General features: G+C 63.9%; 29 protein-coding genes and 1 tRNA gene. 6 read left to right on the top strand and 24 right to left on the bottom strand.

The window, feature by feature from the left end:
- Positions 1-85 precede the first annotated feature (85 nt).
- Positions 86-1,390, bottom strand: a complete 1,305-nt coding sequence (locus BLU54_RS15645; RefSeq protein ID WP_091910564.1) for an MFS transporter — start codon at positions 1,388-1,390, stop codon at positions 86-88.
- Between the two features lie 217 nt (positions 1,391-1,607).
- Here BLU54_RS15645 and BLU54_RS15640 point away from each other — a divergent pair, with 217 nt between their 5' ends.
- Entirely contained in the window at positions 1,608-2,540 is a 933-nt protein-coding gene (locus tag BLU54_RS15640; RefSeq protein ID WP_091910415.1) for a LysR family transcriptional regulator, read from the top strand.
- A gap of 629 nt (positions 2,541-3,169) precedes the next feature.
- Positions 3,170-4,183 (top strand): tRNA dihydrouridine(20/20a) synthase DusA, encoded by a 1,014-nt coding sequence (gene dusA, locus BLU54_RS15635; protein ID WP_407919430.1) that lies wholly within the window; start codon positions 3,170-3,172, stop codon positions 4,181-4,183.
- Between the two features lie 734 nt (positions 4,184-4,917).
- On the opposite strand, the gene BLU54_RS15630 is transcribed toward dusA, so the two are convergent.
- From BLU54_RS15630 to BLU54_RS15615, 4 genes are all read right to left on the bottom strand, one after another.
- On the bottom strand, positions 4,918-5,337 hold the full coding sequence (locus tag BLU54_RS15630) for a hypothetical protein (protein WP_091910410.1): 420 nt from the start codon (positions 5,335-5,337) through the stop codon (positions 4,918-4,920).
- Between the two features lie 180 nt (positions 5,338-5,517).
- Positions 5,518-6,849, bottom strand: coding sequence for an MFS transporter (locus tag BLU54_RS15625; protein ID WP_091910408.1), 1,332 nt, complete (start codon positions 6,847-6,849; stop codon positions 5,518-5,520).
- Positions 6,850-7,368: 519 nt separating this feature from the next.
- On the bottom strand, positions 7,369-8,703 hold the full coding sequence (locus tag BLU54_RS15620; protein ID WP_091910406.1) for a hemolysin family protein: 1,335 nt from the start codon (positions 8,701-8,703) through the stop codon (positions 7,369-7,371).
- 62 nt (positions 8,704-8,765) lie between these two features.
- Positions 8,766-9,017, bottom strand: coding sequence for a hypothetical protein (locus BLU54_RS15615; RefSeq protein ID WP_091910404.1), 252 nt, complete (start codon positions 9,015-9,017; stop codon positions 8,766-8,768).
- Between the two features lie 227 nt (positions 9,018-9,244).
- On the opposite strand from BLU54_RS15615, the gene BLU54_RS15610 reads away from it, so the two are divergent.
- The 4 genes from BLU54_RS15610 (at position 9,245) to BLU54_RS15595 (ending at position 11,151) form a co-directional block, all read left to right on the top strand.
- A tRNA-His gene (locus tag BLU54_RS15610) sits at positions 9,245-9,320 on the top strand.
- Between the two features lie 145 nt (positions 9,321-9,465).
- Positions 9,466-10,029, top strand: a complete 564-nt coding sequence (locus BLU54_RS15605; RefSeq protein WP_139169717.1) for a hypothetical protein — start codon at positions 9,466-9,468, stop codon at positions 10,027-10,029.
- Between the two features lie 403 nt (positions 10,030-10,432).
- Positions 10,433-10,924 (top strand): hypothetical protein, encoded by a 492-nt coding sequence (locus BLU54_RS15600; RefSeq protein ID WP_091910400.1) that lies wholly within the window; start codon positions 10,433-10,435, stop codon positions 10,922-10,924.
- Positions 10,925-10,926: 2 nt separating this feature from the next.
- Positions 10,927-11,151 carry a hypothetical protein gene (locus BLU54_RS15595; protein ID WP_091910398.1) on the top strand — a complete coding sequence of 75 codons (225 nt, stop codon included), beginning with the start codon at positions 10,927-10,929 and terminating at the stop codon, positions 11,149-11,151.
- Here the strand turns inward: BLU54_RS15595 and BLU54_RS15590 are convergent.
- The 19 genes from BLU54_RS15590 to BLU54_RS23815 all read right to left on the bottom strand — a co-directional run bounded on the left by BLU54_RS15590 (position 11,148) and on the right by BLU54_RS23815 (position 26,442).
- Entirely contained in the window at positions 11,148-11,474 is a 327-nt protein-coding gene (locus tag BLU54_RS15590) for a hypothetical protein (RefSeq protein WP_091910395.1), read from the bottom strand. The two genes, BLU54_RS15595 and BLU54_RS15590, sit on opposite strands and share 4 nt — an antisense overlap.
- Positions 11,467-11,952: an SOS response-associated peptidase gene (locus BLU54_RS15585; RefSeq protein ID WP_235837982.1), complete on the bottom strand. Its 486-nt coding sequence runs from the start codon at positions 11,950-11,952 to the stop codon at positions 11,467-11,469. The genes BLU54_RS15590 and BLU54_RS15585 overlap by 8 nt, the downstream gene beginning before the upstream one ends.
- Positions 11,949-12,140, bottom strand: coding sequence for a hypothetical protein (locus BLU54_RS24260; RefSeq protein WP_235837981.1), 192 nt, complete (start codon positions 12,138-12,140; stop codon positions 11,949-11,951). The genes BLU54_RS15585 and BLU54_RS24260 overlap by 4 nt, the downstream gene beginning before the upstream one ends.
- Before the next feature lie 93 nt (positions 12,141-12,233).
- On the bottom strand, positions 12,234-12,440 hold the full coding sequence (locus tag BLU54_RS24020) for a hypothetical protein (protein WP_211435362.1): 207 nt from the start codon (positions 12,438-12,440) through the stop codon (positions 12,234-12,236).
- A 105-nt stretch (positions 12,441-12,545) separates the two neighbouring features.
- Positions 12,546-12,779, bottom strand: coding sequence for a hypothetical protein (locus BLU54_RS15580; RefSeq protein WP_139169716.1), 234 nt, complete (start codon positions 12,777-12,779; stop codon positions 12,546-12,548).
- 2 nt (positions 12,780-12,781) lie between these two features.
- Positions 12,782-13,096 carry a hypothetical protein gene (locus tag BLU54_RS15575; RefSeq protein ID WP_091910391.1) on the bottom strand — a complete coding sequence of 105 codons (315 nt, stop codon included), beginning with the start codon at positions 13,094-13,096 and terminating at the stop codon, positions 12,782-12,784.
- A gap of 15 nt (positions 13,097-13,111) precedes the next feature.
- A complete protein-coding gene (locus BLU54_RS15570) occupies positions 13,112-13,765 on the bottom strand; it encodes a glycoside hydrolase family 19 protein (RefSeq protein WP_091910389.1) in 654 nt (217 codons plus the stop codon).
- Complete coding sequence (locus BLU54_RS15565; RefSeq protein ID WP_456236527.1) at positions 13,762-14,136, bottom strand: DUF7940 domain-containing protein; 375 nt, start codon at positions 14,134-14,136, stop codon at positions 13,762-13,764. Before BLU54_RS15565 ends, BLU54_RS15570 begins: the two co-directional genes overlap by 4 nt.
- A 20-nt stretch (positions 14,137-14,156) precedes the next feature.
- Positions 14,157-14,711 (bottom strand): hypothetical protein, encoded by a 555-nt coding sequence (locus tag BLU54_RS15560; RefSeq protein WP_139169714.1) that lies wholly within the window; start codon positions 14,709-14,711, stop codon positions 14,157-14,159.
- 429 nt (positions 14,712-15,140) lie between these two features.
- Entirely contained in the window at positions 15,141-18,191 is a 3,051-nt protein-coding gene (locus BLU54_RS15550) for a host specificity factor TipJ family phage tail protein (protein ID WP_170845170.1), read from the bottom strand.
- Between the two features lie 154 nt (positions 18,192-18,345).
- Complete coding sequence (locus BLU54_RS24390) at positions 18,346-18,477, bottom strand: hypothetical protein (protein ID WP_268874526.1); 132 nt, start codon at positions 18,475-18,477, stop codon at positions 18,346-18,348.
- A gap of 128 nt (positions 18,478-18,605) precedes the next feature.
- Positions 18,606-18,998, bottom strand: coding sequence for an NlpC/P60 family protein (locus BLU54_RS15545; RefSeq protein ID WP_091910378.1), 393 nt, complete (start codon positions 18,996-18,998; stop codon positions 18,606-18,608).
- Positions 18,995-19,537, bottom strand: coding sequence for a DUF1833 family protein (locus tag BLU54_RS15540; RefSeq protein ID WP_091910376.1), 543 nt, complete (start codon positions 19,535-19,537; stop codon positions 18,995-18,997). Before BLU54_RS15540 ends, BLU54_RS15545 begins: the two co-directional genes overlap by 4 nt.
- A 3-nt stretch (positions 19,538-19,540) precedes the next feature.
- Positions 19,541-20,428, bottom strand: coding sequence for a hypothetical protein (locus tag BLU54_RS15535; RefSeq protein WP_091910373.1), 888 nt, complete (start codon positions 20,426-20,428; stop codon positions 19,541-19,543).
- Positions 20,425-22,107, bottom strand: a complete 1,683-nt coding sequence (locus BLU54_RS15530) for a TolB-like translocation protein (RefSeq protein ID WP_139169713.1) — start codon at positions 22,105-22,107, stop codon at positions 20,425-20,427. Before BLU54_RS15530 ends, BLU54_RS15535 begins: the two co-directional genes overlap by 4 nt.
- Before the next feature lie 118 nt (positions 22,108-22,225).
- Complete coding sequence (locus BLU54_RS15525; protein ID WP_091910369.1) at positions 22,226-22,735, bottom strand: hypothetical protein; 510 nt, start codon at positions 22,733-22,735, stop codon at positions 22,226-22,228.
- Entirely contained in the window at positions 22,732-25,707 is a 2,976-nt protein-coding gene (locus BLU54_RS15520; RefSeq protein WP_091910367.1) for a phage tail length tape measure family protein, read from the bottom strand. The genes BLU54_RS15525 and BLU54_RS15520 overlap by 4 nt, the downstream gene beginning before the upstream one ends.
- Complete coding sequence (locus tag BLU54_RS15515; protein WP_170845169.1) at positions 25,707-26,129, bottom strand: HK97-gp10 family putative phage morphogenesis protein; 423 nt, start codon at positions 26,127-26,129, stop codon at positions 25,707-25,709. The genes BLU54_RS15520 and BLU54_RS15515 overlap by 1 nt, the downstream gene beginning before the upstream one ends.
- A complete protein-coding gene (locus BLU54_RS23815) occupies positions 26,017-26,442 on the bottom strand; it encodes a phage tail assembly protein T (RefSeq protein WP_170845160.1) in 426 nt (141 codons plus the stop codon). The genes BLU54_RS15515 and BLU54_RS23815 overlap by 113 nt, the downstream gene beginning before the upstream one ends.
- Between the last annotated feature and the right edge of the window lie 14 nt (positions 26,443-26,456).

The following is a 26,456-nucleotide window of genomic DNA, read 5'->3' as shown; positions in this document are numbered from 1 at the left end:
CATCGGACGGTCGGATGCGGTTTGCACTGCTCCTGTGGCCGCCCGCTGAGAGCACGGGTGCCGGCGCCATCGGGCAGCAGGTGAATCAGGCAACCGCTTGGGGTCGCGGAATGCGATTCAGCATGAACAGCACCGAACCCAGCACGAGCAGGCCGACCATCGACATCAGGCCCATCTCCATGCTGCCGGTTGCCGTACGTACCCATCCGATCAGCGTCGGGCTGACGAAGCCACCGAGCAAGCCGATCGTGTTGATCAATGCGATGCCGCCTGCCGCCGCCTCACCCTTCAGATAGTCGGAAGGCATCGCCCAGAACACGGTGTACGAGGCCCACATCAATGCGGTCGCGATGGTCATGCTGATCAGCGACACACTCAGCGAACCGCCGGCCCGCGCCGCGACAGCCAGCGCTATGGCCGCACCGAGCGCAGACCACGCCGCGTGCCAGCGACGCTCGCGGCGACGATCGGAACTGCGGGCGAACACCACCATCGCAACAATCGAGGCGATGTACGGAATCGACGAGTAGAGCCCGATCGAAATCGTGTCGGTCACACCGGTGCTCTTCAGAATCGTCGGCAGCCAGAAGCTCACTGCATAGAGCCCGCATATCTGACAAAAATAGGCAACGGCCATCACGTACACGCGCACGTCTTTCGCAACCTGGCGAAACGAACCGTGACCACCGCTTGGGGGCGTCAGCACCTCGGCCAACACCTGCTTTTCCTGCGCATCCAGCCAGCGTGCCGTTTGCGGCCGGTCGTCGAGATACCGCAGCGCCAGCACGCCCAGCACGACGCATGGCAGTCCTTCGATCAGAAACATCCATTGCCAGCCGGCGAGGCCGTGCGATCCGGCGAAGGCGGTCATGATCCATGTCGACATCGGGCCGCCAACAATGCCGCCGATCGGCCCCGCGCACATGACCACCGCCATCACGCGCGCCATCTTCGCGCCCGAATACCAGTACGTCAGATAGAAGATCATGCCAGGCGCGAAGCCCGCCTCGAACACGCCAAGCAGAAACCGCAGACCGTAGAACATATGTTCGTTACGCACGAACAGCATGGATGCCGAAGTCAGTCCCCACAGGATCATGATGCGGCTCAGCGTGCGGCGCGCACCGATCTTGGGCAACAGCAGATTGCTTGGTATCTCGCAGAGCATGTAGCCGAGGAAGAAAATGCCTGCGCCAATCCCGTACACCGCGTCGGTCATGCCCAGATCCCGTTGCATCTGGAGTTTCGCGAAACCGATATTGATGCGGTCAAGGTAGGCAAAGACATAGCAAAGCATCAAGAAAGGCAACAAGCGCCAATCGATCTTGCGATAAGTCGCCGCGAGATCCGGACGGGCCGCGGACGGTGCGGCCAGTGGGGTGGAAGCCATCGAATGCTCCGGCAAGATGGACGAAAGAAACGGGACGAAGGGTTCGGGAACGCCAGGCTGCCGTTGATCGAGTGCACCGACGGCACGACCCGAACGACCGGGCGCCGCTGCCATCTGGAATGCACCGTCAACACGAAACAGTTTTTGGAACCAAAAATCGACGAGCAAGAGCAACTTTGGTGAGTTACTGTTGCTCTGTCGGCAACACTATCTATCTATGCGCGAAATCAATCCCCGTCGGCTCCGTTACTTTCATGCGGTGCTTACCCACCGCTCGATTCGTGGTGCCGCCGACGCCCTCAACACTGCGCCCTCGGTTCTGACGCGTCAGATTTCGCTGCTGGAAGACGAACTGGGCGTCGTTCTTTTCGAACGGAGAGCCCGCGGCGTGGTGCCGACCGAGGCAGCAGCCCCACTGCTGGAGTACTGGCGAGGCTGCGCCGCGCAATTCGAGCGACTTGAGGACAGGTTGCAGGCCATTGATGATCTGCAGCACGGCGCGGTTCGCATCGCAGCAAGCGAAGGCTTCGTCGAAGGGCTGCTCGACGAAGTGCTGGGCGATTTTTGCGAACAGCACCCGCACCTCGCGATCACGCTGAATGTGTTGCCAGTCAACGACATTGTCAGCGAAGTGCTGAATGATGTCGCGCACATCGGGCTCGCCTACAATCCCCCCGCAGACCCGCGACTCGACGTTCGCCGTGCGGTCTCCGCACCGGTCAAACTCCTTACCCGCGGCGACCATCCGCTAACCGCGTTGGACGGTCCCGTGCCGCTCTCTGCGCTGCGCGCCTATCCATTGGCCATCATGCCGCCCGCCTACGGGCTGGGCCAGACGATCGAACTGCTCGAATACTCGACGCATACCCGGCTCGCACCGGCGCTCAAGGCGAATTCGCTGTCGGCGCTGAAGCGATTCGTGCGCCACGGATCGGGGATCAGCTTCATCGGTGCATTCTCTGTCTCTGGCGAGGTGTCGCGCGGCGAGCTTGCCTGTCTCGATATCGATCATCCGCTCTTCGATTCGGCTGAATCGCGGTTGCTGACGCGAAAGGGCCGCCCGTTGGCGCGTGCCGCGCAACGTCTGCTCGATGCGATCATCGAGCGGATGACGGCATTCGGGGACCCCGGTCGAGTCGAGACGGCCTGAGGCGCCACCGACGGTGGCGCGGCCGAGCGGCGCGCCCGCACGTCGCTGGTTTCCGCGCCGGTGCGCCGACACCCGACGTCAACGGTTGCGCGTGCGGGCCAGTGCGTAGGCTGGCGAAAGCTCGCAAGGCGGGACCGGCGCCCCCAGGTTCGTTCCGGCTTGCCACGCCGCAGCGCTACGCATCCACGGTGCAGCGACGTGGCTGCGCTGGCGTGCGATGGCCGACGACGCGGGGCTTCGCGACGGACATGGCATCGCCGGCCTGCACCGCGATCGATAGCATCAATTCGCAGCTCACAACCGCGCCCGACGCCTTGCGATCGGGGCCTGCGAACGTGCCGTGCCGTGGTGGGCGCCGGGTGCCGAGGTGCTGACTCGCGGCGCGTTAGGCGTGACCGCTTCCAAAGCGAAACACGGGTCGTTGACGGCTTGCCGAACAGTCGAGCACGCTCTGCCCTATACTTGCGCCCTTGCCCAAAAAGTCTCTTCTTGACGATACCTTGGCCTGGACCTAGGTCTATACGTCGGGCGCCCTTCGCGCCGGCAAATGAGCGCGGGATGGCATGATATGGCCGTCCGCGACAAATGCATTCCGATGCCGTTCCAGGATGAACGACCGTCTCCTATCGATGGACACACTCCCGCACCGCTTTTCCGTAGCACCGATGCTCGATTGGACTGATCGCCACGCGCGGTTTTTCCATCGCTTGTTGTCGCGTCACACGCGCCTCTACACGGAAATGGTCACCACAGGCGCACTGCTGCACGGCGACGTCGTCCGGCATCTGCAATTCAATGCAGAGGAACACCCGATCGCGCTCCAACTCGGCGGCAGTGAGCCGACCGCGCTCGCGCACGCGGTGAAGCTGGCGCAGCGGTACGGCTACGACGAAGTGAATCTGAACTGCGGCTGCCCGTCGGAACGGGTGCAGCGTGGCGCCTTTGGCGCCTGCTTGATGGCCGAACCCGAGCTCGTTGCGGAATGCGTGAGAGCGATGCGTGACGCGGGCGAGATGCCGATCACGGTCAAGCATCGAATTGGCATCGACGACATCGAGAGTTACGACTTCGTTCGCGACTTCGTCGGCACGATCCGCGATGCAGGCTGCCGGACTTTCATCGTTCACGCACGCAATGCGATTCTGAAGGGCCTGAGTCCGAAGGAAAACCGCGAAGTGCCGCCTTTGAAATACGCATTCGCGTATCGATTGAAGCAAGACTTTCCCGATCTCGAAATCGTGATCAACGGCGGCATCAAGACGATCGGCGAGGTTCAGCAACATCTCGAAAACGTCGATGGCGTGATGGTCGGCCGCGAAGCCTATCAAAACCCCGTGTTGCTCACCGGGGTGGACGCCATTCTGTTTCCCGACCTGCCAGGCGCGACGCCAGCATCGGACGCCGAACTCGTCGCGGCTTATCGCACCTACGCGGTAGCGAGGTTGGCCGAAGGCGCACCGTTGAGCGCGCTTACCCGGCCGCTGTTGGGTTGGCGGCGCGGCAGCGCCGGTTCCCGGCACTGGCGGAGAATCCTCTCCGACTCGAACCGGCTGCGTGTGAACGATCTTGGTGTGTTCGCCGACGCGCTAGCTGCACTCGACGCGGAGCGCTCTTACGCGAGCGAGGACAGCCCGGTCGACTGAACCGGTGCGACCGCGCATCGGCTTATTGAGTCGCGGCCTCATTCGCCGACGGGCAGTGCCGTCTTCTGGCGAGGCTGACGCATGCCAAAGGTGACCGCTGTACAGAAGCGCTTTCGGCGTGGTCTTAGGAGGCGCTGAGCGGGCCCGAGGCAGTGAGGCCCTTCACGTTCTTCACGGCCTTTACGTGCTTCAAGTCCCTTCTGTCGTTTACGTTCTTTGCATCCCTTTAAGTCCTCTGCCAAGCGACGACAGGGCTTGAAAACGCCCGGCGAACTGGGTGCACCCGCTCGGACCGGACTTGAAACGGGCGCCGGTAACACGCTATCCGACACGGCCCAGGGGCATCGTTACATGACGCTGCGTTCTCGATTCGCCGTTTGCGGCACGGAATCACCATAGAGCCGCAGTCGCGTTCGAGTCGACATAATGGAAACAGTTCATCACTGTCACCCAAGCTCAAGGCCCACTCGACATCCGCTGGCGCAACCGCTAACGGTTGATCATCGCCACGGCTCGCATTGCTTGGTCGTGGATAAGTAAGCTCGCATTAAGCGAACTGGTCCTGCCCCCATCCCGCCTGACTAATTAGACCCTTGCTGGCAAGTGCGAGTTATCGCTGCTTTGCAGTGCGCAACACGCTGACCGTCATAGTTTTCGTATCGGTTGATCTGCAAGACAGTATATATCGAAGCGCCGCGCGGGGCAGGTGTGCGCCTCCGCCTGTCGACGCGCCGCTAGGCCACGTCGCGCATGAACGCGCGGATCATCACCAACGTTCCCCACCCCCAGACGGCGTTGACGACGAAGGCGGACCCGAGGCGAGGCAGCAGATAGCCCGTCGGCCAGACCCCGCTGAGTGGGCCTACGACGAAGATCGTCAAGCCGGTCATCGCGAATGCGCCGAACAGCGTGGCGCCGAGCCACGGGGCCGAAGGCGCGCTGTCGATGCGCAGCACCCACGTCGCCAAAATTGCGATGAGTCCCCCCAGCACGGCATCCTGAACGAATGCCGGAACGCCGCTAGGCGCCGCCGCGGTCGTGTCGAACGCGATCCGCGCGCCAATATTGGCGGCATGCAATAAACCGATCGCAGCCTGCTGAAAGAAGAGAACCGCTAGAAAGCCAGCGACAAACGGTATAAGCAGGCGTTGCATAAGGGCGGGCGCGCAGGTGCGCCGGGAAGGGAAACATCAATGGCGGCGCTGACACGGGCCAGCGCCCTGCCCCACGTGGGGCAGCCAACGGATGACGCGATAAGGGTATCGCGGTGGACCATTATAGCCAGCGCGCCAGGTTCGCTGCGCGTAGCGAACCTGGCGGCCGACACTACACGCTCAGGCGGCCGAGGAAGCGACCTTCGCCGCGCGCGCGCGCCAGCCGAAAGCGGCCAGCGGCACCATCGCAACCAGGATCGCCAGAATCGACACAGCGCTCACGTAGTGGGCAGCGGCGAGCCGATCCTTTTGCAGCCAGAGTTGCGTCAGCACAGGCGTCAGGCCGCCGAAGATCGCGTACGACACGTTATACGCGAACGACAGGCCGGAGAATCGGATGACGGGCGGGAACACCCGCGCGCCGACGATTGGCATCGTGGCGATGGAACCGCAGAACAGTCCGACCAATGCATAGTTGAACATCAGCTGACCGTCGGAGATGCCCGGCAGGTTCACATAGAAGATATAGCTGGTAATCGCCAAACCGCCCCACGCAACGAGCATCGTCAAGCGGCTGCCCACGCGGTCGCACAGGTACCCAAACAAGATACAGCCGAGCGTCAGCGTCAGCGTGGCGGCGCAGTTCGCAGCAAGCGCAGCCTGCGGCGTGATCTTGTAGACCTTCTGCAGCAGCGTCGGCGTCATCAGGATCACGACGACGATGGCCGTCGACAGCGACCAGGTCAGCGCGGCGGTGACCAGGCAGGCCGCACGGTGTTCACGAAGCACCGTCTTGACCGGCATTTCACGCGCCAACGCGCGCCGCGCTTCGAGTTCCTTGAAGACCGGCGTCTCGCCCAGGAAACGGCGCAGATAGACCGAGATGAAGCCGAAGATGCCACCGAGAATGAACGGGATGCGCCACGCGTAGGCAACCAGGTCTTCCGCCGAGTAGCTGCGGTTGATGATGATCGCGACGATCGAGCCGAGCAGAATGCCACCGGTGATGCCGGACGTCAGCGTGCCGATGCCGAAGCCATAACGCTGCGGCGGGACGTGCTCTGCGACGAATACCCAGGCGCCCGGCATCTCGCCGCCGATCGCCGCACCTTGCATGACGCGCATCGCGAGCAGCAGCAGCGGCGCCGCGATACCGATCGACGCGTATGTCGGCATCAGACCGATCAGCAGCGTCGGCAACGACATCAGGAAGATCGACAGCGTGAACATGCGCTTACGGCCGAGCTTGTCACCGAAATGCGCAATGATGATGCCGCCGAGCGGGCGCGCCAGATAGCCTGCCGCAAAGATGCCGAGCGTTTGCAGCTGAATCAGCCAGTCAGGCATCGACGGCGGGAAAAACAGTCGTCCGAGCGTGGCAGCGAAGAACACGAAGATTACGAAATCGTAAAATTCGAGCGTGCCGCCGAGCGCGGCCAAGCCAAGCGTCTTGTAATCCTCGCGCGTCAGAGGTCTGGGCGAGTGGGCGTCGGGTGCGGCTGAGTTATCCATGGTTCTAACCGAGAAACGGCATACAAAGGGCGCGCAACAAAAAGCCCGCAGCAAAGGCTAGCGGGCTTCGGACAGGCCACCGGTCGGCGATGATCGTTATGGGATGCAGGCACGACTAGCGGCGCGCCGAACCCGATTAGGGTGGCGAGCCGGAACTAATCGATAGCAAACCGAGGGCATGCGTCATAGTGGCGCGATCATACACCGGCCTTTCACGCATGGGAACATGGCTAGTGTAAATCCCAGGAGCGTCTGCCGAGCAGTGCCGCGAGGTGTTGCGCATTCAAGACTTGGCGTGACTCGTCTTACGGATTTCTTCGCGCATGGCCGCCCCGTGTGACCTCTCGCAGTGACCTCCCGCGCTTGGCGCGGAGGCATGCGCGGAGTATGCAATGAAAGGTATGGCTGCCAATATCGCGTCCGATGGAGTCCGATCGAGTGACGTGATCGAATTCGCGCAGGCACTCAACCCGCGTGGCCAGCGCCCGCGAACATCATGGGTCCGCACGACCAGCGCTGTTACTCGACCGGCGCCTCTGCCGCCTGCGGAATGATGCGGACCGTCGTGATTCGCGGACCACGCATCCGCTCGACGACCGCCTGGAATCCGTCGAATGGCACGCGCTGGCCTTCACTCGGCAGGTCCGAAAGCTTCCAACTGATGAGTCCCCCGATCGAGTCGACCGCGTCGGTCGGCATCTCCACCCCCAATGCGCGTTCCAACGTGAACAGCGGCAAGCTTCCCTTTCCTATCATCGAGCCGTCCGGCAGCAGCGTCCATTCGTCGCCGTGAGCACCGAATTCGTCCTGTATCTCGCCAACCAGCGCAGTCAGCAAATTGTCGAGGGTGATGAAGCCAACCGGCTTGACTCGACTGCCCGGCTGCAATTCATTTAGATGGCCCACCACCGCGAGGTGCGGTGCCCCGGCGCGAAACTGACGGAACAACTCGAGTGCGGGCATTTTCGGCGGCACATAGGTCACCGGCCGAAGGAACGGCTCCAGGGAGTCGATGGCACGCCCGTCCTGGGTTGCCAGGAACAGATCCTTCAGATTGATGATCCCGAGCACACCCTCGCCTTCTGCATCGAAATACGGGTAGCGCGTGAACCGTCCAGTACGGGCGATCGCGAGATTCTCCGCAACGCTCGACGCGCTCGACATCGCAACTACTTCCCCGATCGGACGCATCAGGTCAGATACCTCCAACTCGCTGAAATCCATCGAATGCGCAAGGATGTCCAATTCCTTGCGCGTCATATTCTTCGAGACCCGCGTTGTTCGCAGGATCAGCTTCAGTTCATCGGCCGAATAAACCGCATCGTCATGTGCCGTTGCTCCGAGACCCGTCAGCCTCAGCACCGCATTCGAGCTCCAATTCAACAGCGCGATTGCCGGTAGCGCGAGCCAATAGAACCCATACAGCGGCCAGGCCGTCCATCCCGAGACGAGTTCCGGCATGCGCAAGGCGATCGACTTCGGCGCCAACTCGCCGATCACAATGTGCAGGAAAGAAATGATCCCGAACGCAACAACGAACGACACAGCCGACACCAATGCCACGTTATCGACGCCCGCGAGCGCGAACAACGGTTCGAGCAACCGCGCGAACGCCGGCTCCCCAATCCACCCAAGCCCGAGTGAGGCAAGCGTGATGCCGAGCTGGCACGCGGAAAGGTACGCATCCAACTGACCGTGCACACGCCGGAGCACACGCCCCCGCCAACCGAGTTCAGTCGCGAGGGCAGCCACGCGCGTGCTGCGCAAGCGAACCAATCCGAATTCGGCAGCCACGAAAAAACCGTTGGCGGCAACCAGGATGAGGGCGGCAAAGACGAGTAGCAGATTGTGCATTGATACGACCGCTGGGTCGCAGCGAGTGAGAGGCGCGATGGCTTCGGCCATGCAGCGGAGGGTTACTTGGCCAGACTGTCGCTACCAAGCTTGTCGATGGTGCTGCGGTGCTCGTTCGGCATCTTGGGCGGACGCTTGATCGGCATCGGGTCGCCTGCCGCGCCGGGTCGCCGCACCATCGGTGCATGCGCCGCGGAATCGCTGGCCGCCGGCGCTTCATCCGCGGGCGCAGCGAGGGACAGGCCCGCCGGAGCGAGCAGAAGAACAGACGCGAGAAATGACGAAAGTGGCGGCGCAAACTGCCTGGATCGCATGGCTCGTGGCAAAAGTAGAGAGCGGAATCGGGTCCGCCGGAGGGCACGTTGTGTGCCGAAGCTTACAAGCTGTCTGCCAAGATTAACCGAAGCTGACGAAAGCTGTCGATGTGACGATCCGCTCGGCTCGAATTGCCATAAAGCGCTAGCCAACGGCCGAACTGCTGCGTATAATCTTGTTCTTCGGTTCTGACGCGTCAAGCGACGTTCCGGATGTAGCAACATTGGTGGCCGTAGCTCAGTTGGTAGAGTCCTGGATTGTGATTCCAGTCGTCGTGGGTTCGAGTCCCATCGGCCACCCCAAGAATTCGTTGATTTCTAAGCAGTTATCGGAAATCGGATTTTTCGCAATATGGAATTCGGAACGAGGATTCGAATTTCGGAATATGGCCCGCCAACGAGCGGGCTTTTTTGCATTTCTGGGCGTCGCCGAGGGAGGCATATGTCCATGATTTCGACCTTGGTCGGCGCGGCCGTGGCATCGGTGACAACGGGCGTGGCAACATGGTGGACTCTCTCCGCTCAGGAGAAGAGAGCGAAGCGGGCTCAGGTTGCACAGACAAGGGCTTTACTGCAATCGATTTCCAGCGAATTCGAGACGGTGCTGGAGCTGTACAAACTGGCGGTCGGAAATCGAATCAGCGGGCTGCCCGATACTGGCCCGGTCGACCTTCTTTGGATTGCCGGTTCGCAGTACTTTCCTATTTACACAGCGAACGCTGCGGCGATTGGTACCCTAGATGACCATGATCTTCGTCAAGCTGTGATCATTGCGTACTCGCGGGCACAAGGACTGATTGACACGTTTCGGATGAACAATGAGTTGCTTCTCCGATACGACGCGGCGCATGTTCACCACAGCCTGGCGCCGAGCGATGCAGCGCGATTGCTTGAACAAGAGCGTCTCTCCGCGCTTGTGCTATACGGCCCCAGCGTCAGACGCGCTCATCAAGGTTTGTCGGAAGCCGTCGAAAATGCGCTGCGCCTCTTGCGGCGCCACGGAGCCGTCTAACTGCCCGATGTCTGGCTTGCGGAGTCGGCCCGCGAAAGCCGGCTTGGTCCTCAGAGCGGACCAAATGCCTCAGCTGGCCAGCGACCTCGTAGCAGACCGCCCCTCTCTAGCCCGACCATTTCCCGCATCACATTGCGCCCCGCTTCAGTGAGGGCTACCCTGCTCCCGCGCGGCGCGCTTAGCCATTCTGCCAGCCCGTCGGCCAGCAGCATATCGATGACCCAGCTCCCTCCCGGGTAGATCGGTCAGTCAATGTCGAGGCGGCGCATTGTGTCCGGCACCCTCAGCTTGGATACCCGCCTCGTCCTTTCCTCCTCCATCGACGCGCGCAGTCCGCCGACTTCGCTCTCCAATACTGTACATTAATACAGTAGTATACGGTCTCTTTCCCTATAGGTGGCCCATGGAAAAAGACCTGATCCCCCGCGCAGTCGAGCAGCTGCGAATCCGCTACGCGTCGGCCGCGCCGCGCATCGCCCGCCGAACGACCGAGCTGAAGAAAAACGCCAAGGGCGCGCCGGCCGCTGAGATAGAGACGGCGGCCGGCATCGACGTGCTGCGCGAGATGGCCGCGACGTACGGCGTCGATCCATACGCGTTTGCCGTTCGGCTCGCCGTCGATGACGTGGCCGAACGCGAGCAGCTGATTGCGGCCTACCGTGACTCCATGGCCGATGAGATGCCCGTGGCGGACATTGAGGTGTCGAACGCTGAGCCGCCGCCCGGCCCGGTCGACGCCGATTGCGACGATGCGATGCCGCCGCGCGACACTTCCTACGACGAGCCGGACTACAGCAAGCCGCCGAAGGCACGACCAAAGCCCGGACAAGACCCGCTCGGTGCGACGTCAGTTCGTCGAAACGAATACGTCCCGCTTGACCCGTTCCGGGCGTAAGGATGGGCCATTCCTTCCTGATGTCGTCTTCGAAGGGAAGCTGCTGGGACTGCCGCCACTGGCGCGGCGGCACCGCCGGTGGCGGGACGCACACGGTCTGCCGGCAGACGCCCGATCAGCCGCAGGTGCGCGCGCAGCCGGAACACGGGTGTGCGTTCTGGGAGGATGCGCCGGCCGAGCAGAAGGCCGCACTCATGCACCGGCGCAGCAAGTCCATTAAACGCTAGGGCTGCTCGTGGAAACTTCCCTTTTCGCACCAAAAACGGGTCTTCACGCCGTCTTGGTGTTGAAACAGATCGGCTGCAATTTCGCAATTGCTCCGATTGTATTCACCGGTTGGGTCCTTCGCATCGAACGTGGCCACATGCAATCGCGCGTTCTCTAACACGCGGCTGGACCGATATAGCGTGAAGACGTCGGCGTGCGCCAGGGCGCTAAAGGACAGGCCTACAAGCAACAAGAGAAACTTCATTGGCGCCTCGGCGCGTCGCATATTGCCGTGCAGTGTAGCCGATGCGTCGGCGCTGCCGCTATCGCCCCTCTTACTCATCGTCGCCTATTGGCTGATTGAAACTCGCGTCATCGTTCCCGGCGCCGCTCCGGTTCACCTGAGGCGTGACGCGGAACCAGTGGAAGTCTTCTGGACGAGTGCGTGCATTGTTCGCGATGTGCGTCGCTTCATCGAACGTCGTCGCCGGGTCCAGCCACGCCTGCGCCTCTTGCGGGCTCAGGACAAGGGGACGGCGATCATGCACGTCGAGCATGCCGCCGGCGGCCGCGTCAGTGACGATCACGAATCCGTCCACCGTGCCGGCTGGCGGCTCGGCCGCATGGTCGTCGGCAACACTGCTCAGGCCGGCGAAAAAAAGCGGCGCGGCGTCGTTTGGCTGAATGTAATACGGTTGTTTCCGCCCCCGCTCCGCAACCCACTCGTACCAGCCGTCGGCAGGAACGATGCACCGGCCTGATCGGAAGAGCGCTTTCCAAGTGCTGGTTTGTGCCTTGTCGAGCCGCGCGTTGATCATCATCGGCACTTTGCGCGCCACCGCCCAGAAAGGCCGGAAGCCCCACCCTTCCAGGTGAGGCCGTCCGTCTTGAGCACCGGCTGCTTCGTCCCCGGCGAGATGTTCCAGCTCGGCCGGAATAGGTCGAGATGAGCACTGCCGCGCGGGTCGCGGCCGTCGGTCATCAGCGGCTCGACGTAGTCGACGCCCATCCGGGCGCGGGAGAAGCGACCGCACATAGCGGCTCCTGTCGTATAACACCGGTGCAAGCTACATGCACGAGCTATGCCGCACCCTGCTCGGGACTACCAGATGCGCATCTCTTCCGTAAGTGCGGCGTCCATGCCGGCTCGGTAAGAAGCCCAACGATGCGACCCTTTCGGATACAGGTTATGGATAGTCCCCGCTTCGAAATCTTTTTTCCCTGCGCTGAAGGCGGTGCGGTCGAACGTAATCGCAATCCGCTGCTTCCTTGCTGATCGCCAAAATCCACAACCGAAAAGCGAAAGCACTCTCTCTTCCTTATGTTGCAAGCCACACCGACAGGACGGGCGACGCTGTAATTTTGGGAAATATTACCGTTAAGTATGTAACGGTTCAATCAGTCATCGGATGTTTTACCGAGAGACGCCGCAGTGCTTCGACCACTCCCGATCGTGTGCGAGGACCTGCTGGGCCACGCCGTCCGGCAATGCCGCCGCCTCTGCCGGCGTCAGGATAATCAACTTCGCCCACGAGCACGCCGTGTCGACCGTCTGCGTTTTGTAGACGACCTCCGGTTCCGGCGTGGCTGTCGGCGCGGACTGACAGCCGGCCAGCGCCAGGGCTATCGCTGCGACGAATGCGCGCATGATCATCCCCTCGTATATCCCTCATTGATCAAGGCGGCCTGAGCCTCGCCGGGTTTCAGCGCTGCCACGGCCGCATCGGTTGCCGCGCGGCTGGTCTGTGCGGACTGCACAGCGTCGAGCGCTTGCTGAGCGAGGGCAGCGTCGGCCACTGCCGCGCGCTCGCGCTCCTTCGCGGCGTCGCGCTCGGTCTCTGCGGCCTCCTTTGCGGCCGCGGCCGTGTCGGCCTTCTGCTTGTGGAAGAATGCATAGACGCCGCCGATGCAGGACAGTACGACGCCGGCCACGACCGGCCACAGTGACGACAGAATCGAGAGCATGGTTTTGTTCCTCGGTTAGACGCCCAGCGCCGCGCGCGCCGCTTTCCAGCGCGCCAAGCGTTCGGCGTTGCCGTTCGGCGTCACAGTGCTGTCGGGATTGCCCACGTTGATCAGCTTGCTGATGCGCGTGAACTCGTATCGGTCGGCCATCGTGTTGCACCCGTTCGATTGCCAGTACCAGCAGGCCGTCACCGCGCAGGCTGTTGGATCGGCGATCAGGTCCGGGTTATCCGAGAGGTCGAGGCCGGTGTCGGTCGCAGCGTCGGCGTAGTTGTCGCGCCCGGTGATCTGAATGTGGCCACCGCCCCGGTATCGCCAACCATCGTTTGCGCTGACGTTGCCCATGCGTCCGCCATAGACGATGTTGGCGATCTGGATCTGGCGCGCGAGCGGCACCGACGATTCGCCGGGCTGACGCCCGAGCGCAGCGCATTGCATGGACGACAGCCGCTTACCGAACGTCGCCTGCAGGCCCGCGACGGAATAGTTGAACGACTCACGCGCTGCGGTGAAGCCGGCCGACTCGTGGCCGGCCTGCGCGAGGAAAGACGCCTGACGCAGCGGCGTGTCGATGCCGTAGCCGGCCATCGCCAGCGTGTAGATCGGCGCCCACTTCTCGGCAAGCGACGCTGAAAGGCCGGTGGCGCTACGGAACAAGTCGGGCGTCATTGGCTACCCCCGTCCACCAGCGAGCCGGTCAGCGGCTGCGCAGCGGCGGCCTCATCCTTCAGGCCTGGCTGCCGCACTACCATCGCGAGGAACTTGAGCGCAACCAGTGCCCAGCCGACCGCCTGCACCGCGCCGGGGGGCAGTCCGCCGCGCAGGTCGCCCGGCAACGCCGTCCAGGCAGCATCGATCGCGTGCGCGATGGCCGCTGGATCAGTGAGCAGCGCGGCGCCGCCGAGTGTCAGCCAGGTCGACCAGCGTTTGTGAATGACATTCCAGCCGCTCGCCAGCCAGAGCGGCGGAGCGCGGCGGATTCGCCGGACGAAAAAAAAGCCGCCTATGAAGGCGGCTAGCGTCGCGGCAAATGTCGCCACGTAGAGCAATGCAGGATGCGTCACTTCTTCTCCTTTGCGGCCTCGACCGCCTGTTGCGCGGCGTCTGCCGCTTCCGATGCTTTTGCAGCCGCAACGGCGGTCTGCTCCGCGATGACTTCGCCGGCTGCGGCGCGGCGCGTACTCTGCCGCAACAGTTCGCCGTTCTGCTCGAGTAACTGCCCGATGCGGCGGTCCTGCTCGATGTCGTGTTTCTCGGACGCAGCGAGCCGCCGATTCATGTCGCTGTTGAGCTGGGCCAGCTGCTGATACTGCGCATCGCGGGCGGCCGCAATCTGCCGGTAGTAGTCCCGAACCTGCCGCGCTTCGGCCTCGCACTGCTCGATGCCAGACAACCGCACCGCGTTGATGCGGCCGTACAGCGTGGCCCGCTCGGCCGCCGCCGCGCTACGCTCTGCGTCCCATGCGATGCGATCGCGCTGCACCTGCAGCTGGTCGAGCCAAACGCCTAGACCCACCAGGCTGCCGGCGCCGCAGATGAGCGCAACGGCGAGCAGCGCATACAGGCACCGCAGGTCACGCATCACTGCGCCGACGCCCGCCAATGATCGCTTCAAGTTTCTCAATTCGCGTCTCCAGTTCCCGGACCTTGTTTTCCGCAATGCGCGCTCGCGAGTCGGCTGCATCGGCTCGCTCAACCGCGGCCCGCTCGCGTTCCTCCGCTCGGTCTGCCCGCTGAACTGCAAGCAGCTCGCGGGACTCGGCGCGCGAGGCGCGCTCCTCCGACCGCTCAGCCAGCGCCTGGTATCGAGCGATGACGTCGAGACCGGCGCGCGCGTCAGCGCGAATCGACTGCGAATCGGCGTCAGCCTGCGCCTGCTTTACGCGATCGATCTGGCGCCATAGGCGGGCCGTGCCCAGTGCGCCGAGTGCGCCGCCGATCGCCGTGCCGACACCCTTTCCAATCTCCACCCAATCCATAGGCCGGCTCCCCCGCGCCGCAAAAAGAAAGGGCCGCCCGAAGGCGGCCCGATATGGCCATGCGCTTACGCCCCTCCTCCCGGATCGGTCGGCCCGGGCGCTTCGCCGGGCGTAGTGACCACAGCCACCGGCGAGGTGTTGCCCCAGACGTCCGTAACCCAGAGGTCGTAGGAAGTGCCGGGCGCCGAAAGGATCGACCCCGGCGCGGCCGCGTCGTAGATCGGATTCGTCGTGCCTGTCTGGCGGATGTAGTAGCGGTCGACGTCGCTCGCCGTCGATGCGTCGATCGCCAGCTTCGTGCCGTCCTCCGCGGCGGTATCCGTCGGCGCCGGCGGTGCGTTGTTGTTCACGGTCAGGAACGCGGGCACTGACTCGCCGGCCGCATTGACGGCCGACACCTGAAACCTGACCTCAGGACTGACCGCCCCGGCGTTGCGCGCGTCGTCGATCGACCAGGTAACCAGCGGCGCCTGCGTGGAGTAAGTCTTGCGAACGACACCGCCGACAGTCACGACCACGGTGTAAAACTGCGCGCCCGCCGGCGGGACGATGTTGACCACTACTGACGTGCCCGTGAACGGCGACTGCAGCGCCAGCCCGGGAGCCCCCGGCGTGTACACCAGCGCCCCGACCTCGGCGTCCTGATAGACGAACGGCCCCGCGATCACGCCGATGGCGCGCCCACGAAACCGCCACGCGCCGGTCGAGATCTGAACGGATAGACTCGGCACCGCGCTTTGGCCGAACAGCTGCCAGGTGGCGCCGCCATCGCGACTGCCCCAGTATTCGTATGCGGTCGCGCCGTGCGCCGCCGGGCTGGTGATGGTCACGAGGCCCGGCGTGGTGGTTGCGGCCACGGCCAACGACGCCAGCACGGGCCCGGCCGCCGGATTGAGCAACTGTGACGAGGGCGGCGGCGGTGGCGTTGCGGCCTGGTTCTCGGCCTCGTAGACCGACGCCGCGTAATTGACCAGCGACAGCTCTACCGTCTCGTCCGAGTCCGGCGAAGCCTTGAGCATGATGCAGGGTTGCGACTCGGTTTCCTGCGACGGGCCGAACGTGTAATGCGTGTGTCGCTCGCTGTAGCCGTCCGAGATCCACAGCATTTCCCGTTGCTCGAGCGTGGCGTTCACGAGCCGCACGGAATGATCATCGTCGCCCCGCTCCACCAGGAACGGGCCGACCTTGCCGCCGGTGCGCGTCCGCAGGCCAATGTAGTGGTTCGCGCCCTCCGTCCACGTCAGCGGCTCGCTGGTGGTCAGCACGCCCGCCGCCGGCTCCCACGTGTCCGGAATGATCTCGCCGGACTGGCCCCAGCCGGGCACGTCATGACTGATCGAGACGAGATCGCCGTATTTCGGCAGGTAGCCGTCCGCGCCCGCTTTGAGGGTCGGAAACACGCGCTGGTCCCGGTTGCAGGCCGCCATGTACATGCCGAGCCGGTACGCCTGGTCGCGACTGGTGATGCCGAACATGGTCGCGGCCTGCGGGTATGCCTGCGGACTGCCGGCCAGCGCGCAGCGCACCGTCAGCGGCTGCCAGCTTGTCGGGTCGGTGTAGGTGATGTCCACGCAGTCCGGGGCCTGCGGCGCCGGGAAGACCATCCGCGCCTTCCACGAGCCAGCGACCATGTTGTACGGCGTGAACATTGCCGTCGGCAGCGTTTTCGGCTCGTCCCGGACCACCTCGACCACGCCGGCGTAATACATCGGCCGCGCCCGCCCGACCCGCGCGGCGTCGGTCAGCGCCTCCCAGAAAACCTGCTGCGTGTCGAATACCCCGTCCAATGTCTCGCCGCGAGCGGCCCACACGCCGTCGAGGCGTTGCAGCTCGGCCAGCGGCAGGCGGGTGTCCTCCATGCCGGCGCCGTAGTCGGCATTGCGGCACATGTCCGCGATCGCCCACGCAATGCTGCGCGTTGCCTGCGGCGCCGACCAGCCCGAGCCGTCCCACACAGGCACCTTCCCCGTACCAATGACGTTCACCTGTTTGGCGTTGTTGCTGTTCAGGTTGTTCGTCGCGCGGATGATCATCGCGATCATCGTGACGTTGCCGTAGGTGCGCTGGCTCGGCAGATAGGCGCGCATGCCCGACCAAACCATCGTGTTGATCTCGCGGCTGTCCGTTCGCTTCACGTCGAGGCGAGCGAAATACACCTCCACGCGGCTGTCTGGCACCGAATACCGGAACGACAGCATCTGCGGCTGGATGGTCGCCATCGTGAGCGTGCGCTCGTCCAGCGTGTACCAGTCGCCCACCGGCGCGCCGGAGTCGTTGATCGCGCGCGCCTGCACCCGAAACGTCATTGAGGCGGGTTCCGGGTTGCCGTCGTCGTTCACGTGCGCGAGGCCCTGCGGCAGCGTCACATCGATCCCAATCACGTTTGCGGTCGTGGTCGCAGGGTTCGCGGTGAACGGCCCGAGCACGTTGGTCCAGCTGTCCGCCGCGTCGTCCGGCCGCTCATTGCTGCCGACCGCTTCAAGGCCCGTGACGTCGGCGCTCGTCACGACATTGTCGGGAAACAGCGTCACCGTGCCGCCCGGCTCGATGACCTCGTACTGCAACTCGCTGCCGTACGAACTGATATCGGTGTCACCGATGCGGATCTGCTCGATTTCCATCTCGCCGAGCGTCACGCAGAACAACTGATACAGGTACTGCTCGTTCCCGACATTCTCGGTGTAGGGCTGCGCCGCGTAATCGGGATAGACGCGGAACCGGCCATACAACCGCGGGATAGCCGCGCCGATGCGCGCGCTGTTGCCCTGCGCGGCGATCGTGTAGGTCGGGCTCGCCGTCGTCGATGACGCTGCGGTACTGCTCGATGATTTCGGCGGCAGAACGGCATTGATTAGCGCCGACCCCACCAGGCCAATGCCCGCCGCATAACCGAATGCCAGTGGCGTTCCGGCTGCCCCGGCAAGCACTCCGCCAAGATATGGTGCGCTCATGACAAGCGCCAGCGTGAGGACGGTCGCGAGCGGATTCGAGCCTCCGCCGTTGCCGGGCAGCGCCGCAACCACCAATGCATCACCATGCTCGACGCAACGTGTCCACCGGCGCTGCAACATCGGCTCGCCGCGATGGTAGACGAGAAACCGCGACGTCCGGCGCATCTTCCGCCCTCGGCCAACGATGAAGCCTTGCTGACGGAGGGCCGTATCGATGCGCACGCGGCGGCGCAGCGGCGTGACGGTCGAGCCAACGCGCGGCCGCATTGGGTCCGGGCAATAAATGAGAGCAGCGTTATGCATGGGTTCAGCGGTGGCTTCAGACAAATGCGCGGACCAAGTAGCCGATGGCCACGATCAAGGCGAGGAACCAGATGGCCCAGAACCTACCCGGCGCGATCGAATTCGCCATTTCTCGTATCTCCTTGAGAAGTGCTGTAAACTTTTCCAATGTTCTAGTCCTGTCCTGAGGGCTGGAAACAAGAAAGCCCCGGCTGCTGTCAACAGTCCGGGGCTTTCGCTTTTTGCGGACCGCCTGGCCACCTTAGCCAGACGTTCGCGCAGGATTCTGCAGCCGGCTCAAGCAATGAACCGGTGGTACCGCGTGCGTGAGTAACCGAGCCGGCGCAGATCACGCCCCGGCGTCCAGATGACGCCGAATCCTTCCAGCGCGTGCAGCACTCCCCCGCCTTCGATCGCAAGCCAGACGCCGACGTGCGGCTCGCGGCCGCCGCGCAGCAACGCGCCCGCGCCATGCTCGGGTCGGTCGATCAGCTCCCACTCGCCGGTTACCAGCTTTCCCTGATAAACCGCGCGCGTCTGCATTTCGGTCCCGGGAAGCTCAGGCAGCGCCAGCCCGAAGTGCTCGCGCTGGACATGCAGCAACAGGCCCCAGCAGTCCCACGCGTCCGGCCCGCGCGCGCCGGCTTCCCAGCGCTTGCCGATGTATTGCGCCGCGTCGCTCGCATTCATCGCAGCAGCCCCGGGAATCGCTCAGTCGTGTACGTCTTGCTCGGGAAATTCAGGTTTTGCAGGTCGTCGAGCGACGCGGTGCCGGTGATCTGCATTGCGTCGACCTCGACTTCCGTCAGCACCATCGAGATGACCGGGTCCATTTCCGGGCCGTTGAGCGGGTCGCTTGCCAGATACGGCCGGTAGATGATGCGGATTTCGCTCGACTGGCCGATGGCCTGCATCAGCCGCTGCGTGATGACGCGGTCTACGTTGTCGATGGTGATCTGCAACTGCGGCATCTGGCCGTCTTCAAAGCCGGGCAACGTAATTTCAAAAGCGCATGCGATGAACTCGACCACCTGCCCCGGATTCAGCGGCGCGCTTGCCTCGAGGCGCGCCGACAGGTTCGCGTAGTCGCGCACCACGCGCACCGACGTGGGATTGCCGTCATCGTCGATGAACGCTGGATTCAGGATTTCGAGCGTGCTGAAGACAATCGCGGTCTCGGGCACCGAGGCGTAAGCCTCGGCGATCGCCTCCGAATAGACGTTGCTCATGGATCAGTTGAACCGATCCTTGTACAGCGCCCATTCCTGCGCAACGATGTCTGCGGCGGAGCGAGACACACCGGCCAGGTCGGCCGTCCACAGGCGGTAGAGCTCCAGCGAGACGCCGCCATTGTAGAAACCGCTGCCGCCAGCGCGGGCGAGCGCACCGCTGCCCGGCACGAGCAATGAGCCGCTGTATGCGCCGGTGAAGCTGCTTGCGAAATCGCCGTCAATGAACAGGTTGCCTGTGAACGATGCGTTGTCGTCATTCACTCGGAAGTGGCCGACGCACTGGTGCACTGTCTTCGTGTCCTTCGGGAAATACCCGCCCATGTTCGCGGTCACACCATTGAAGCCCAGCTCAAAATTGCCGAGGGCGCCGTTCGTGACTGGCAGATAGAAGCGGGACTGGTGGCTACCCATGCCCGAGCCATTCCCGTAGCTGATGATCGCGGCATTGAGACTGCCGGTGACCGCAACGGGCCGGTTCTTGAACATGAATCCGATCATGAACTCGCGATTGTCCGCGGACTTCTTGAACGCGTCCGGCAACAGCAGCGCAGCGCCGTTTGCGACCAGCGCGTTGTCGCTGCTGCGCGTGTACTGACCTGCGAAGATCAGTCCCTTGCTCGTCGGACTGAACGAATAGCTCGCCGTCGTGCTCGTTTCAGGCGTCTGACTCGTGGTCATCGCGGTATTTGCCTGCATCGAGGCGCCACCATCAACCAGGCTGTAGAACGTCGGCGACGCAGCGACCGGGGCCTGCTGCGGGTACGTTTGATTGCTCTTGAAGTCAAAGAGCGACTTGACGCCGTTGTACCGGATGAATTGGTCCTTGGCGATCGGCTCGACGCTCGAGTCGTTAATGTCCTGCGTGACGTCTTGAATGATGATGCTCATGCGAGCCACCCCTTGGCGCGAAGAATGGGAATGCCGAAGTTGACGGCGACGTATTTGTAGAGCGCATCGGACCAGTGCAGGCCGTCCTTCCGAAGCGACGTGCACACCAGGTCGTTCGCGTAATCGGTGGCGTCCTGGCTGGTCGGGTTCGGCAGGAGGGTGCGGTCGTTGTAGGCGTTGACCGCGAAGGTCCGGTGATCGAATCCGCCGAGCGTTGCGTAGTTGTCCGGCCAGCGGGCCTGCAGATCCTTGTTGAACTGCAGGAGGTTTCCGTAGCCTGACGTCCCTTTCGTCTCGGTGTTGCTGTTCGGCTCCGCGTAGATCAAGAAGTGCTTCGCCCTGGTTTTGATCCACTCGACAATCGTCGCCGTGTCCTTGATCGCCCGTGGACCTACGTTATTCCGGCTGATTTGGAGAATTGCGACGCACTGCTCCGCGTCGGAGCGCAACACGCCGTAGTAATCGCGCGGGTCCATCGTCAACAGGCTGCCGGCCGGCACGGCCACCGCCGCCCCGCTCACCGCGCGCGACACGGTAAAAGGCGTGCTTGCGGTGTTCATCTTGACGGCCACGCCGAGAATTGTCCCGGTCGCCTGTCCGCCGTGCTCAATCCCAGGCGACACGCCAGAGGCGAAGGTGATCGAGACTGACTGCGACGCATCGGCCGGAATCACACCGCCGTCGACCGTCACGGCCAGAGCCAGGGCACCGACGCGTGCGGCGCAGGCCTGGCTAATCTGTCCCGATCCGCCGAAGTTGTAGACGTCCACGCCCAGGGGCGTGCCGTACCAGGACGGGTCGATCTGCGCGATCAGGCTCGTACCGATCAGCGCCAGCTTGTTATTGCTGAGCGCCGCGTACTCCTTCTTCGCGGCGAGCGTGGCGTACATGAGGCCCGCACGTGGCGTCGGCGTCCGGTCCGTCTTCCAAATCACCGCCCCGTCGCCGGTGATTCGAGGGTTCGTGTTGTTGCCGCCGCCCGTCGACAGTTGCTCACGTTTGCCCGTCGCCCGCGCTTCGAGGTAGATCTGGCTGCTGGTGCCGTCCGAGGCCTCATACACCAGCACGCCGGCCTCCGGCGGCACGTAGGCTTTCGACTGATCCGGGATCGGCTTTCGGTTCTTATCCAGGCAGACGAACTGCCCGTCCAAACCCGCGAGCGCGTATGCGTCCGGATCGAGAAACTGCAACTGCGTGCCGGCAAGGTTCAGTTTGCTGAGCGCGCCGTCGGCACCGGCCGTAGGCGGATAGATGCCGTCCGTCCGGTGGTATCCGAAGATCGGCTTACGGTTCTTGTCGAGCAGGACGAACACCCAGCCCGACAGCGAGAAGTCGCCCGGCTCCAGCAGTCGCCCGCCAAGGTTCGCCGCCCACTGCGCGGTTGGCGTAGCCGCGATCAGCGTAGCCGCGGTGCTCGACGTCTTCTGGTACCGCAGCGCCGCCGTGGCGACGCCATCACCGATCACGTCGAAGTAACCGCCGACGGTAATGGCCGCGTCAGCCAGCCCCGCTGCCACCGTCGCGTACGGTCGGCCATTCGACAGGGAGGCATCGCGCGCGGCCACGGCGGTCGCCGCCGCTGCAACCGCGGTTGCTCGCGCCTCGGCGGTGACGCTCACCGCGTCGACCGCTGCGTACTCGCCGCGAACCTCGGCGACCAGCCCTGACAGCGTCGGCACGTCGCCGTTGTCGGTTGAAACCTTGACCGTCGCTGCGCCGTTGATGAAGTCGTAGGCTTTCCCCGACGTCTCGACAGTCGACGGTACGGCCTCTGCAAAGGTTGTTGGACGTGGCATATCAGTTCGTGATGACGTCGCCGGTCGGCAACGTGGTGTTGATGGCGTCGTAGTACTGCTGCGCGAGGGCCAGCATCTCCCCCTCCGCGCCTACCAGCCGCAGCGCGTCGTACTCGGTGGCTGTTACGGTTGGCATATCGATCGTCTCCAGCGTTGCCGATACATCGAAATAGCCAGCGGAGTCGCCGACATACGAGACCTTGTACGGTGACGAGTCATCGCACATGCGCGCTTTCACGCGCCGCACGCCTCGGCCGTTCGCGAGCCGCGTCTCGAACCAAACTGCGCCGCCGGCGATCTCGTACGCGACGAAGCCCTCGAACAGCTCCAATTGATCGCGATCGAAGCGCCAGACGACAGAGACCTGCGTCGGAACGCGTGTGAAGCGCCGGCGCTGCGCCGCCGTGCCCGCGTCCATACTCGTGCGGATGAATGGCGACTGCGGCTGGTAGCCGTAGCTGTCCTGGCGCGGCGCCGGTAGGCGGTCAGGCCACTGCGGTAGCGTCGTCATGCAATGGCCCCTCCTCGCGCACGCACGCCAAACCGACCGACGATCGCCGCATGCTCCGGTCCGCTGCCGCTCGCAATGCCGCGCGCCACTTCAGCGCGTGTCAGCTTCACAACCTGGTTGATGAGCCACTGGCCATTGCTGCCGCGCTGCGCCGATGCCTGAATCGAAACGTCGCTGCTGTCGTGATTCTCGATATTGATGATCGGCGCGCCTCCGCCAGGCGTCACGGCCGCCGCAGCGGCTCCGCCGACATAGCCGCCGTCGGCGAAGCGGGCGAGACTATTCACCGACGCGCCGTTGTTCACCGACTCCAAAAGCCCCCGATTCCGCGCAGTCGCAGCCGCATTCACCACGAACTCGCCATTCGAGAGGCGCGCAAGAATGCTGTCGCTGCGGCCGGTTCCCGCGCCACGGATGATGCCGCCGTCGGCTTTACCCTCCCCCATCAGGGTCAACTGCGTGCCGAGCGTGTCAGAGCCGCCAATGACATTCGCCAGTGACGCCGCCGACGAGCTGCTCATGCCGCCGGAGAGCGACGCAATCACCGATGCGATACCGCTGCCAGCGCTGCTCAGGAACGAGACCGCCGACGCCTTCACCTGCATGCGCACCAGGTCGGCGATGATGCTCGTCGCCAGGCTCGAGAAAGACACCTTGCCGGTAGTCGCGAACTGCACGATCGCGTCCTCCATGCCGCTCGTCCAACTGGTGACGGCCGACGACATTTGCGCGTAGCGGTTCGAGGCTGCGTCGACGTAGTCGGCAACTGCCTTCGTGGCGCCCAACGCGTAATCGCTCTGCGCGTCGCGGATCTGCGCGTTGGCGCTCAACTCGAGCGCGACCCGCTGCTGCTGGTAGGCGTTGAGTTCTTGCAGCTGGGCGTCGTACGTCGAGGCGTGCGCGGGGTCCTTCGTCCGATCGGAGATCAGCTTCAGATAGCGGTTGGCATACTCCTTCGAGACCGCCTCGAGCCGGGCCAGCGCCTGGCTATCCGTCGTGCCCAGGCCCATGTCCGACAGTTGCGACTGCGATGCGTCACGCCGGGCGTTGAGCAGCTTGTCGAGCGCCTCGCGATACGCGTCGACGTCTGCCGTTTCCTTGCGCTGCAGCGCTGCGCTGTCATCCGCAAACTTGCGGTCGTTGTCCAGAATCTTCTGCTGCAGGCGCTCGCGCTCGCCGCGGTACCGCTCCGCCGCGGCCTTCTGCTTCTTCCCGCCTGCCAGCTCCTCCTGCGCGCTCACCAGCTTCAGTTCGGCCTGATAGGCCGCCTGCCTGGCGTCGTGCTCCTGCTGCAGCGCGGTTTTGGCGTCGATGACGCCTTGCGCCTGCAGCGACTTGATATGGTCCAGCGACGACTTGAGCGCATCCTCCCGCTGCCGCAACTGCCCTTGCAGGCCGGCGATGTCCGCGTTGATACCGTTCTCGCCGCCGCTTTTGTGCTGCGACTTGGCGTAGGTGTCCTCGATCTGTTTGACGTTGGACTGGTGCCGGCGCAGCGCCTCCTGGTACTTCGCCGACTGCTGGTCGATATCCTTGGTCGCCGCGGTGAACCGCTTTGCCTCGTCGTCGAGGTCGAGCTGGTGGCGCTCGCCCGGCGTCGCATATCGTTTGTCGCCGACGTAGGCTTTGACTCGCAGTTCCGCGTCGCCGGCCTTCGTCGAGGCCGCCCGGGCCTTTGTCGCCTTTTGCTCCTGATCGAACAGTTGCCGCGTGGCGTCGAGTTGCTGCTTGCGATAGTCGACGTCGGCCTTCAAAGCGGCGAGATTGACGCCGGCGCCCGACAAACTGCCCGCCTTGCTGGCGTTCTGAAACCGGGCGTTCGCCGCGTTCAATTCTGCGGTCTGCCGCACCATCTTCTCGAGGTTGCCCTCCGGCACCCCGATATTCATGATGTGGTTGACCGTGTCCTGAATGTCGGCCACCAAGAGGCGCCAGGCTTTCGCGATCACGCCGGTTCGGTCGACTGCGTGCGCGGCCACCTCATCATGTGCGGCATTCAGCCCGCGAATGACCGCGGCCGTAGCTGCGGCCGTGTCTCCGGTGTCGACGAGCTTCTGCACTTCCTCGACCTGCGCGGCAGTGAAGGCGTGGTGCGCCGACTGGTACTCGGTCATCCAGCTGATCACGTTGTCGCGGATCTTCGACAGCGACTTGACGGCGTCCTCGGCGCTCACGCCGGTGTCTTCGGACATGCCGATTGCCGCCTGCGTTGCGGCTCGCAGTTGGTCCCCCGTGAACGCACCGGTACTGGCGAGCGCAGCCATCGTTTCCCGGGCCGTCGAGAGCGACGTCTTGGTCGTCTGCAGGCCGTTGGACATGGCGACCATGTCGTCGGCCGTCACGCCCAGATATCCGTGCGTGCTCTTGACAGACTTCTCGAACGCCTCGAACTGCTCGGCGCCCTGTTGGACCATGTGGAAGAACGCATATGCAGCGGCACCCGCCGCGCCGAGCGCAACGCCGAGCGGACTCATCAGCTTGGACAGTGCGTCCGTGCGTTCGCCGAGGACCAGTAGCGACCCGCCGAAATTGGACCAGCTTCCAGTCGCCGCTTCATGGCCGAGCACGAGCAGTTCCCGGCGGGCACCAGCACTCTTCAGGCTGAACGAATGCGCGGCCTCCCCCGCCCTATCCGTCGCCTTCGCCGCCGCTTCGATCTTCGCGATCATCGGCTCGGCGGCGTTGGATACGCCCAGCGCAGCAGCCTGCATGCGCAGCAGCTCGGCGCGGCTCTTGCCCGCCGCCTCCGATTGCCGCGACAAGCAATTGATGAACGAGTTGACCGAACGCACGCTCGCGTTCGCCCCGTTCTGGACAGATTCCGCGTTCGCGTCCTGTGCGGCGCGCACGCGACGCGATTGAGCCTCGACGCTTTCGGCGAACGCGCGCGCCGAGCGTTGGGCGCGCGTGATGCCCGCCTCGAAGCCGCTGGCGTCAGCGGTGATTGATACGACGGTTTGATTGCTGGCCATCAGCGCGTTGCCTCTCTCACTTTTTCTTGAATTACCGCGGCTACGGCCTCAGCGGCCGCCGTGCGCCGGGCGTCATAGGCGGGCCGCAGATGCGGCTGGGCCGGCATGCGTGATGTACCGTGCTCAACGAAACGCCCATAGAAAGCGTCCTTCGACCAGGTGATGCCGTAGGTGGACCGAACCCCCGTGAGCGAATCCTCCTCGCGGTAGAACATCAAGATGCCTTCCCGCTTGAGCAACCCCGGGATGTGCGGCTTGCCCTTGCGGATGTAGCGCTTCGTCCCGACCGGTGCGCGCAAGCGCGCTTCCTCAAGGACGATTCGAGCGCCCGCGGCGCTTGCCTGCCGCAGTGCCGATTCGCTTACCGCCGCCGGCAGCTGGAGCAACACCCGGGTCAGTTCCTCCGGGTTGCGGATCGTCATCCCGCTTCTTGCCATTTCGAACCACTCCGAAAAGCGCGTACAGGATCGCGCCCGACTGCTGCCGCCGGTCTTCCGTGAACAGCGGTTCGTCCGCTGATCGCTGCCCGGACCTGTCGCCCCATGGCATGAACTCAAGCGGTCCGAACGGCTGCGGCCGGCGCTTCGCATCCCGGTTGACGTTGCCGACCATCGAGGCGATCGTGCCGGCGCGCAGGTCGTCCAGCAGCGAGCCCCAGGGCTCGAGGTTGTAGAAGGCGAGCCAGTGAGTGAACTCTTGGCTGTCAATCTCTTGCAGCAGCCGCCGAACCGGCATGCCGAACTGCAGGG

It is taken from the genome of Chitinasiproducens palmae (assembly GCF_900095735.1).
In the GTDB taxonomy this organism is placed as follows: Bacteria; Pseudomonadota; Gammaproteobacteria; order Burkholderiales; family Burkholderiaceae; genus Chitinasiproducens; species Chitinasiproducens palmae.
The sequence above is the reverse complement of the archived record's forward strand: the minus strand, read 5'-3'. Positions and strand labels throughout refer to the sequence as shown.

What these genes read in the sequence shown, in the direction of transcription:
- dusA (WP_407919430.1), top strand. Translation starts at nt 3,170, where the DNA reads ATGGACACACTCCCGCACCGCTTTTCCGTAGCACCGATGCTCGATTGG.
- BLU54_RS15515 (WP_170845169.1), bottom strand. Translation starts at nt 26,129, where the DNA reads ATGACGATCCGCAACCCGGAGGAACTGACCCGGGTGTTGCTCCAGCTG.
- BLU54_RS23815 (WP_170845160.1), bottom strand. Translation starts at nt 26,442, where the DNA reads ATGCCGGTTCGGCGGCTGCTGCAAGAGATTGACAGCCAAGAGTTCACT.
- BLU54_RS15550 (WP_170845170.1), bottom strand. Translation starts at nt 18,191, where the DNA reads ATGCGCCGGACGTCGCGGTTTCTCGTCTACCATCGCGGCGAGCCGATG.
- BLU54_RS15600 (WP_091910400.1), top strand. Translation starts at nt 10,433, where the DNA reads ATGGAAAAAGACCTGATCCCCCGCGCAGTCGAGCAGCTGCGAATCCGC.
- BLU54_RS15570 (WP_091910389.1), bottom strand. Translation starts at nt 13,765, where the DNA reads ATGACGCCCGACTTGTTCCGTAGCGCCACCGGCCTTTCAGCGTCGCTT.
- BLU54_RS15520 (WP_091910367.1), bottom strand. Translation starts at nt 25,707, where the DNA reads ATGGCCAGCAATCAAACCGTCGTATCAATCACCGCTGACGCCAGCGGC.
- BLU54_RS15590 (WP_091910395.1), bottom strand. Translation starts at nt 11,474, where the DNA reads ATGAGTAAGAGGGGCGATAGCGGCAGCGCCGACGCATCGGCTACACTG.
- BLU54_RS15630 (WP_091910410.1), bottom strand. Translation starts at nt 5,337, where the DNA reads ATGCAACGCCTGCTTATACCGTTTGTCGCTGGCTTTCTAGCGGTTCTC.
- BLU54_RS15580 (WP_139169716.1), bottom strand. Translation starts at nt 12,779, where the DNA reads ATGCGCGCATTCGTCGCAGCGATAGCCCTGGCGCTGGCCGGCTGTCAG.
- BLU54_RS15525 (WP_091910369.1), bottom strand. Translation starts at nt 22,735, where the DNA reads ATGACGACGCTACCGCAGTGGCCTGACCGCCTACCGGCGCCGCGCCAG.
- BLU54_RS15625 (WP_091910408.1), bottom strand. Translation starts at nt 6,849, where the DNA reads ATGGATAACTCAGCCGCACCCGACGCCCACTCGCCCAGACCTCTGACG.
- BLU54_RS15645 (WP_091910564.1), bottom strand. Translation starts at nt 1,390, where the DNA reads ATGGCTTCCACCCCACTGGCCGCACCGTCCGCGGCCCGTCCGGATCTC.
- BLU54_RS15595 (WP_091910398.1), top strand. Translation starts at nt 10,927, where the DNA reads ATGGGCCATTCCTTCCTGATGTCGTCTTCGAAGGGAAGCTGCTGGGAC.
- BLU54_RS15605 (WP_139169717.1), top strand. Translation starts at nt 9,466, where the DNA reads ATGATTTCGACCTTGGTCGGCGCGGCCGTGGCATCGGTGACAACGGGC.
- BLU54_RS15575 (WP_091910391.1), bottom strand. Translation starts at nt 13,096, where the DNA reads ATGCTCTCGATTCTGTCGTCACTGTGGCCGGTCGTGGCCGGCGTCGTA.
- BLU54_RS15545 (WP_091910378.1), bottom strand. Translation starts at nt 18,998, where the DNA reads ATGAATGCGAGCGACGCGGCGCAATACATCGGCAAGCGCTGGGAAGCC.
- BLU54_RS15640 (WP_091910415.1), top strand. Translation starts at nt 1,608, where the DNA reads ATGCGCGAAATCAATCCCCGTCGGCTCCGTTACTTTCATGCGGTGCTT.
- BLU54_RS15615 (WP_091910404.1), bottom strand. Translation starts at nt 9,017, where the DNA reads ATGCGATCCAGGCAGTTTGCGCCGCCACTTTCGTCATTTCTCGCGTCT.
- BLU54_RS15585 (WP_235837982.1), bottom strand. Translation starts at nt 11,952, where the DNA reads ATGATGATCAACGCGCGGCTCGACAAGGCACAAACCAGCACTTGGAAA.
- BLU54_RS24260 (WP_235837981.1), bottom strand. Translation starts at nt 12,140, where the DNA reads ATGGGCGTCGACTACGTCGAGCCGCTGATGACCGACGGCCGCGACCCG.
- BLU54_RS15620 (WP_091910406.1), bottom strand. Translation starts at nt 8,703, where the DNA reads ATGCACAATCTGCTACTCGTCTTTGCCGCCCTCATCCTGGTTGCCGCC.
- BLU54_RS15535 (WP_091910373.1), bottom strand. Translation starts at nt 20,428, where the DNA reads ATGAGCATCATCATTCAAGACGTCACGCAGGACATTAACGACTCGAGC.
- BLU54_RS15540 (WP_091910376.1), bottom strand. Translation starts at nt 19,537, where the DNA reads ATGAGCAACGTCTATTCGGAGGCGATCGCCGAGGCTTACGCCTCGGTG.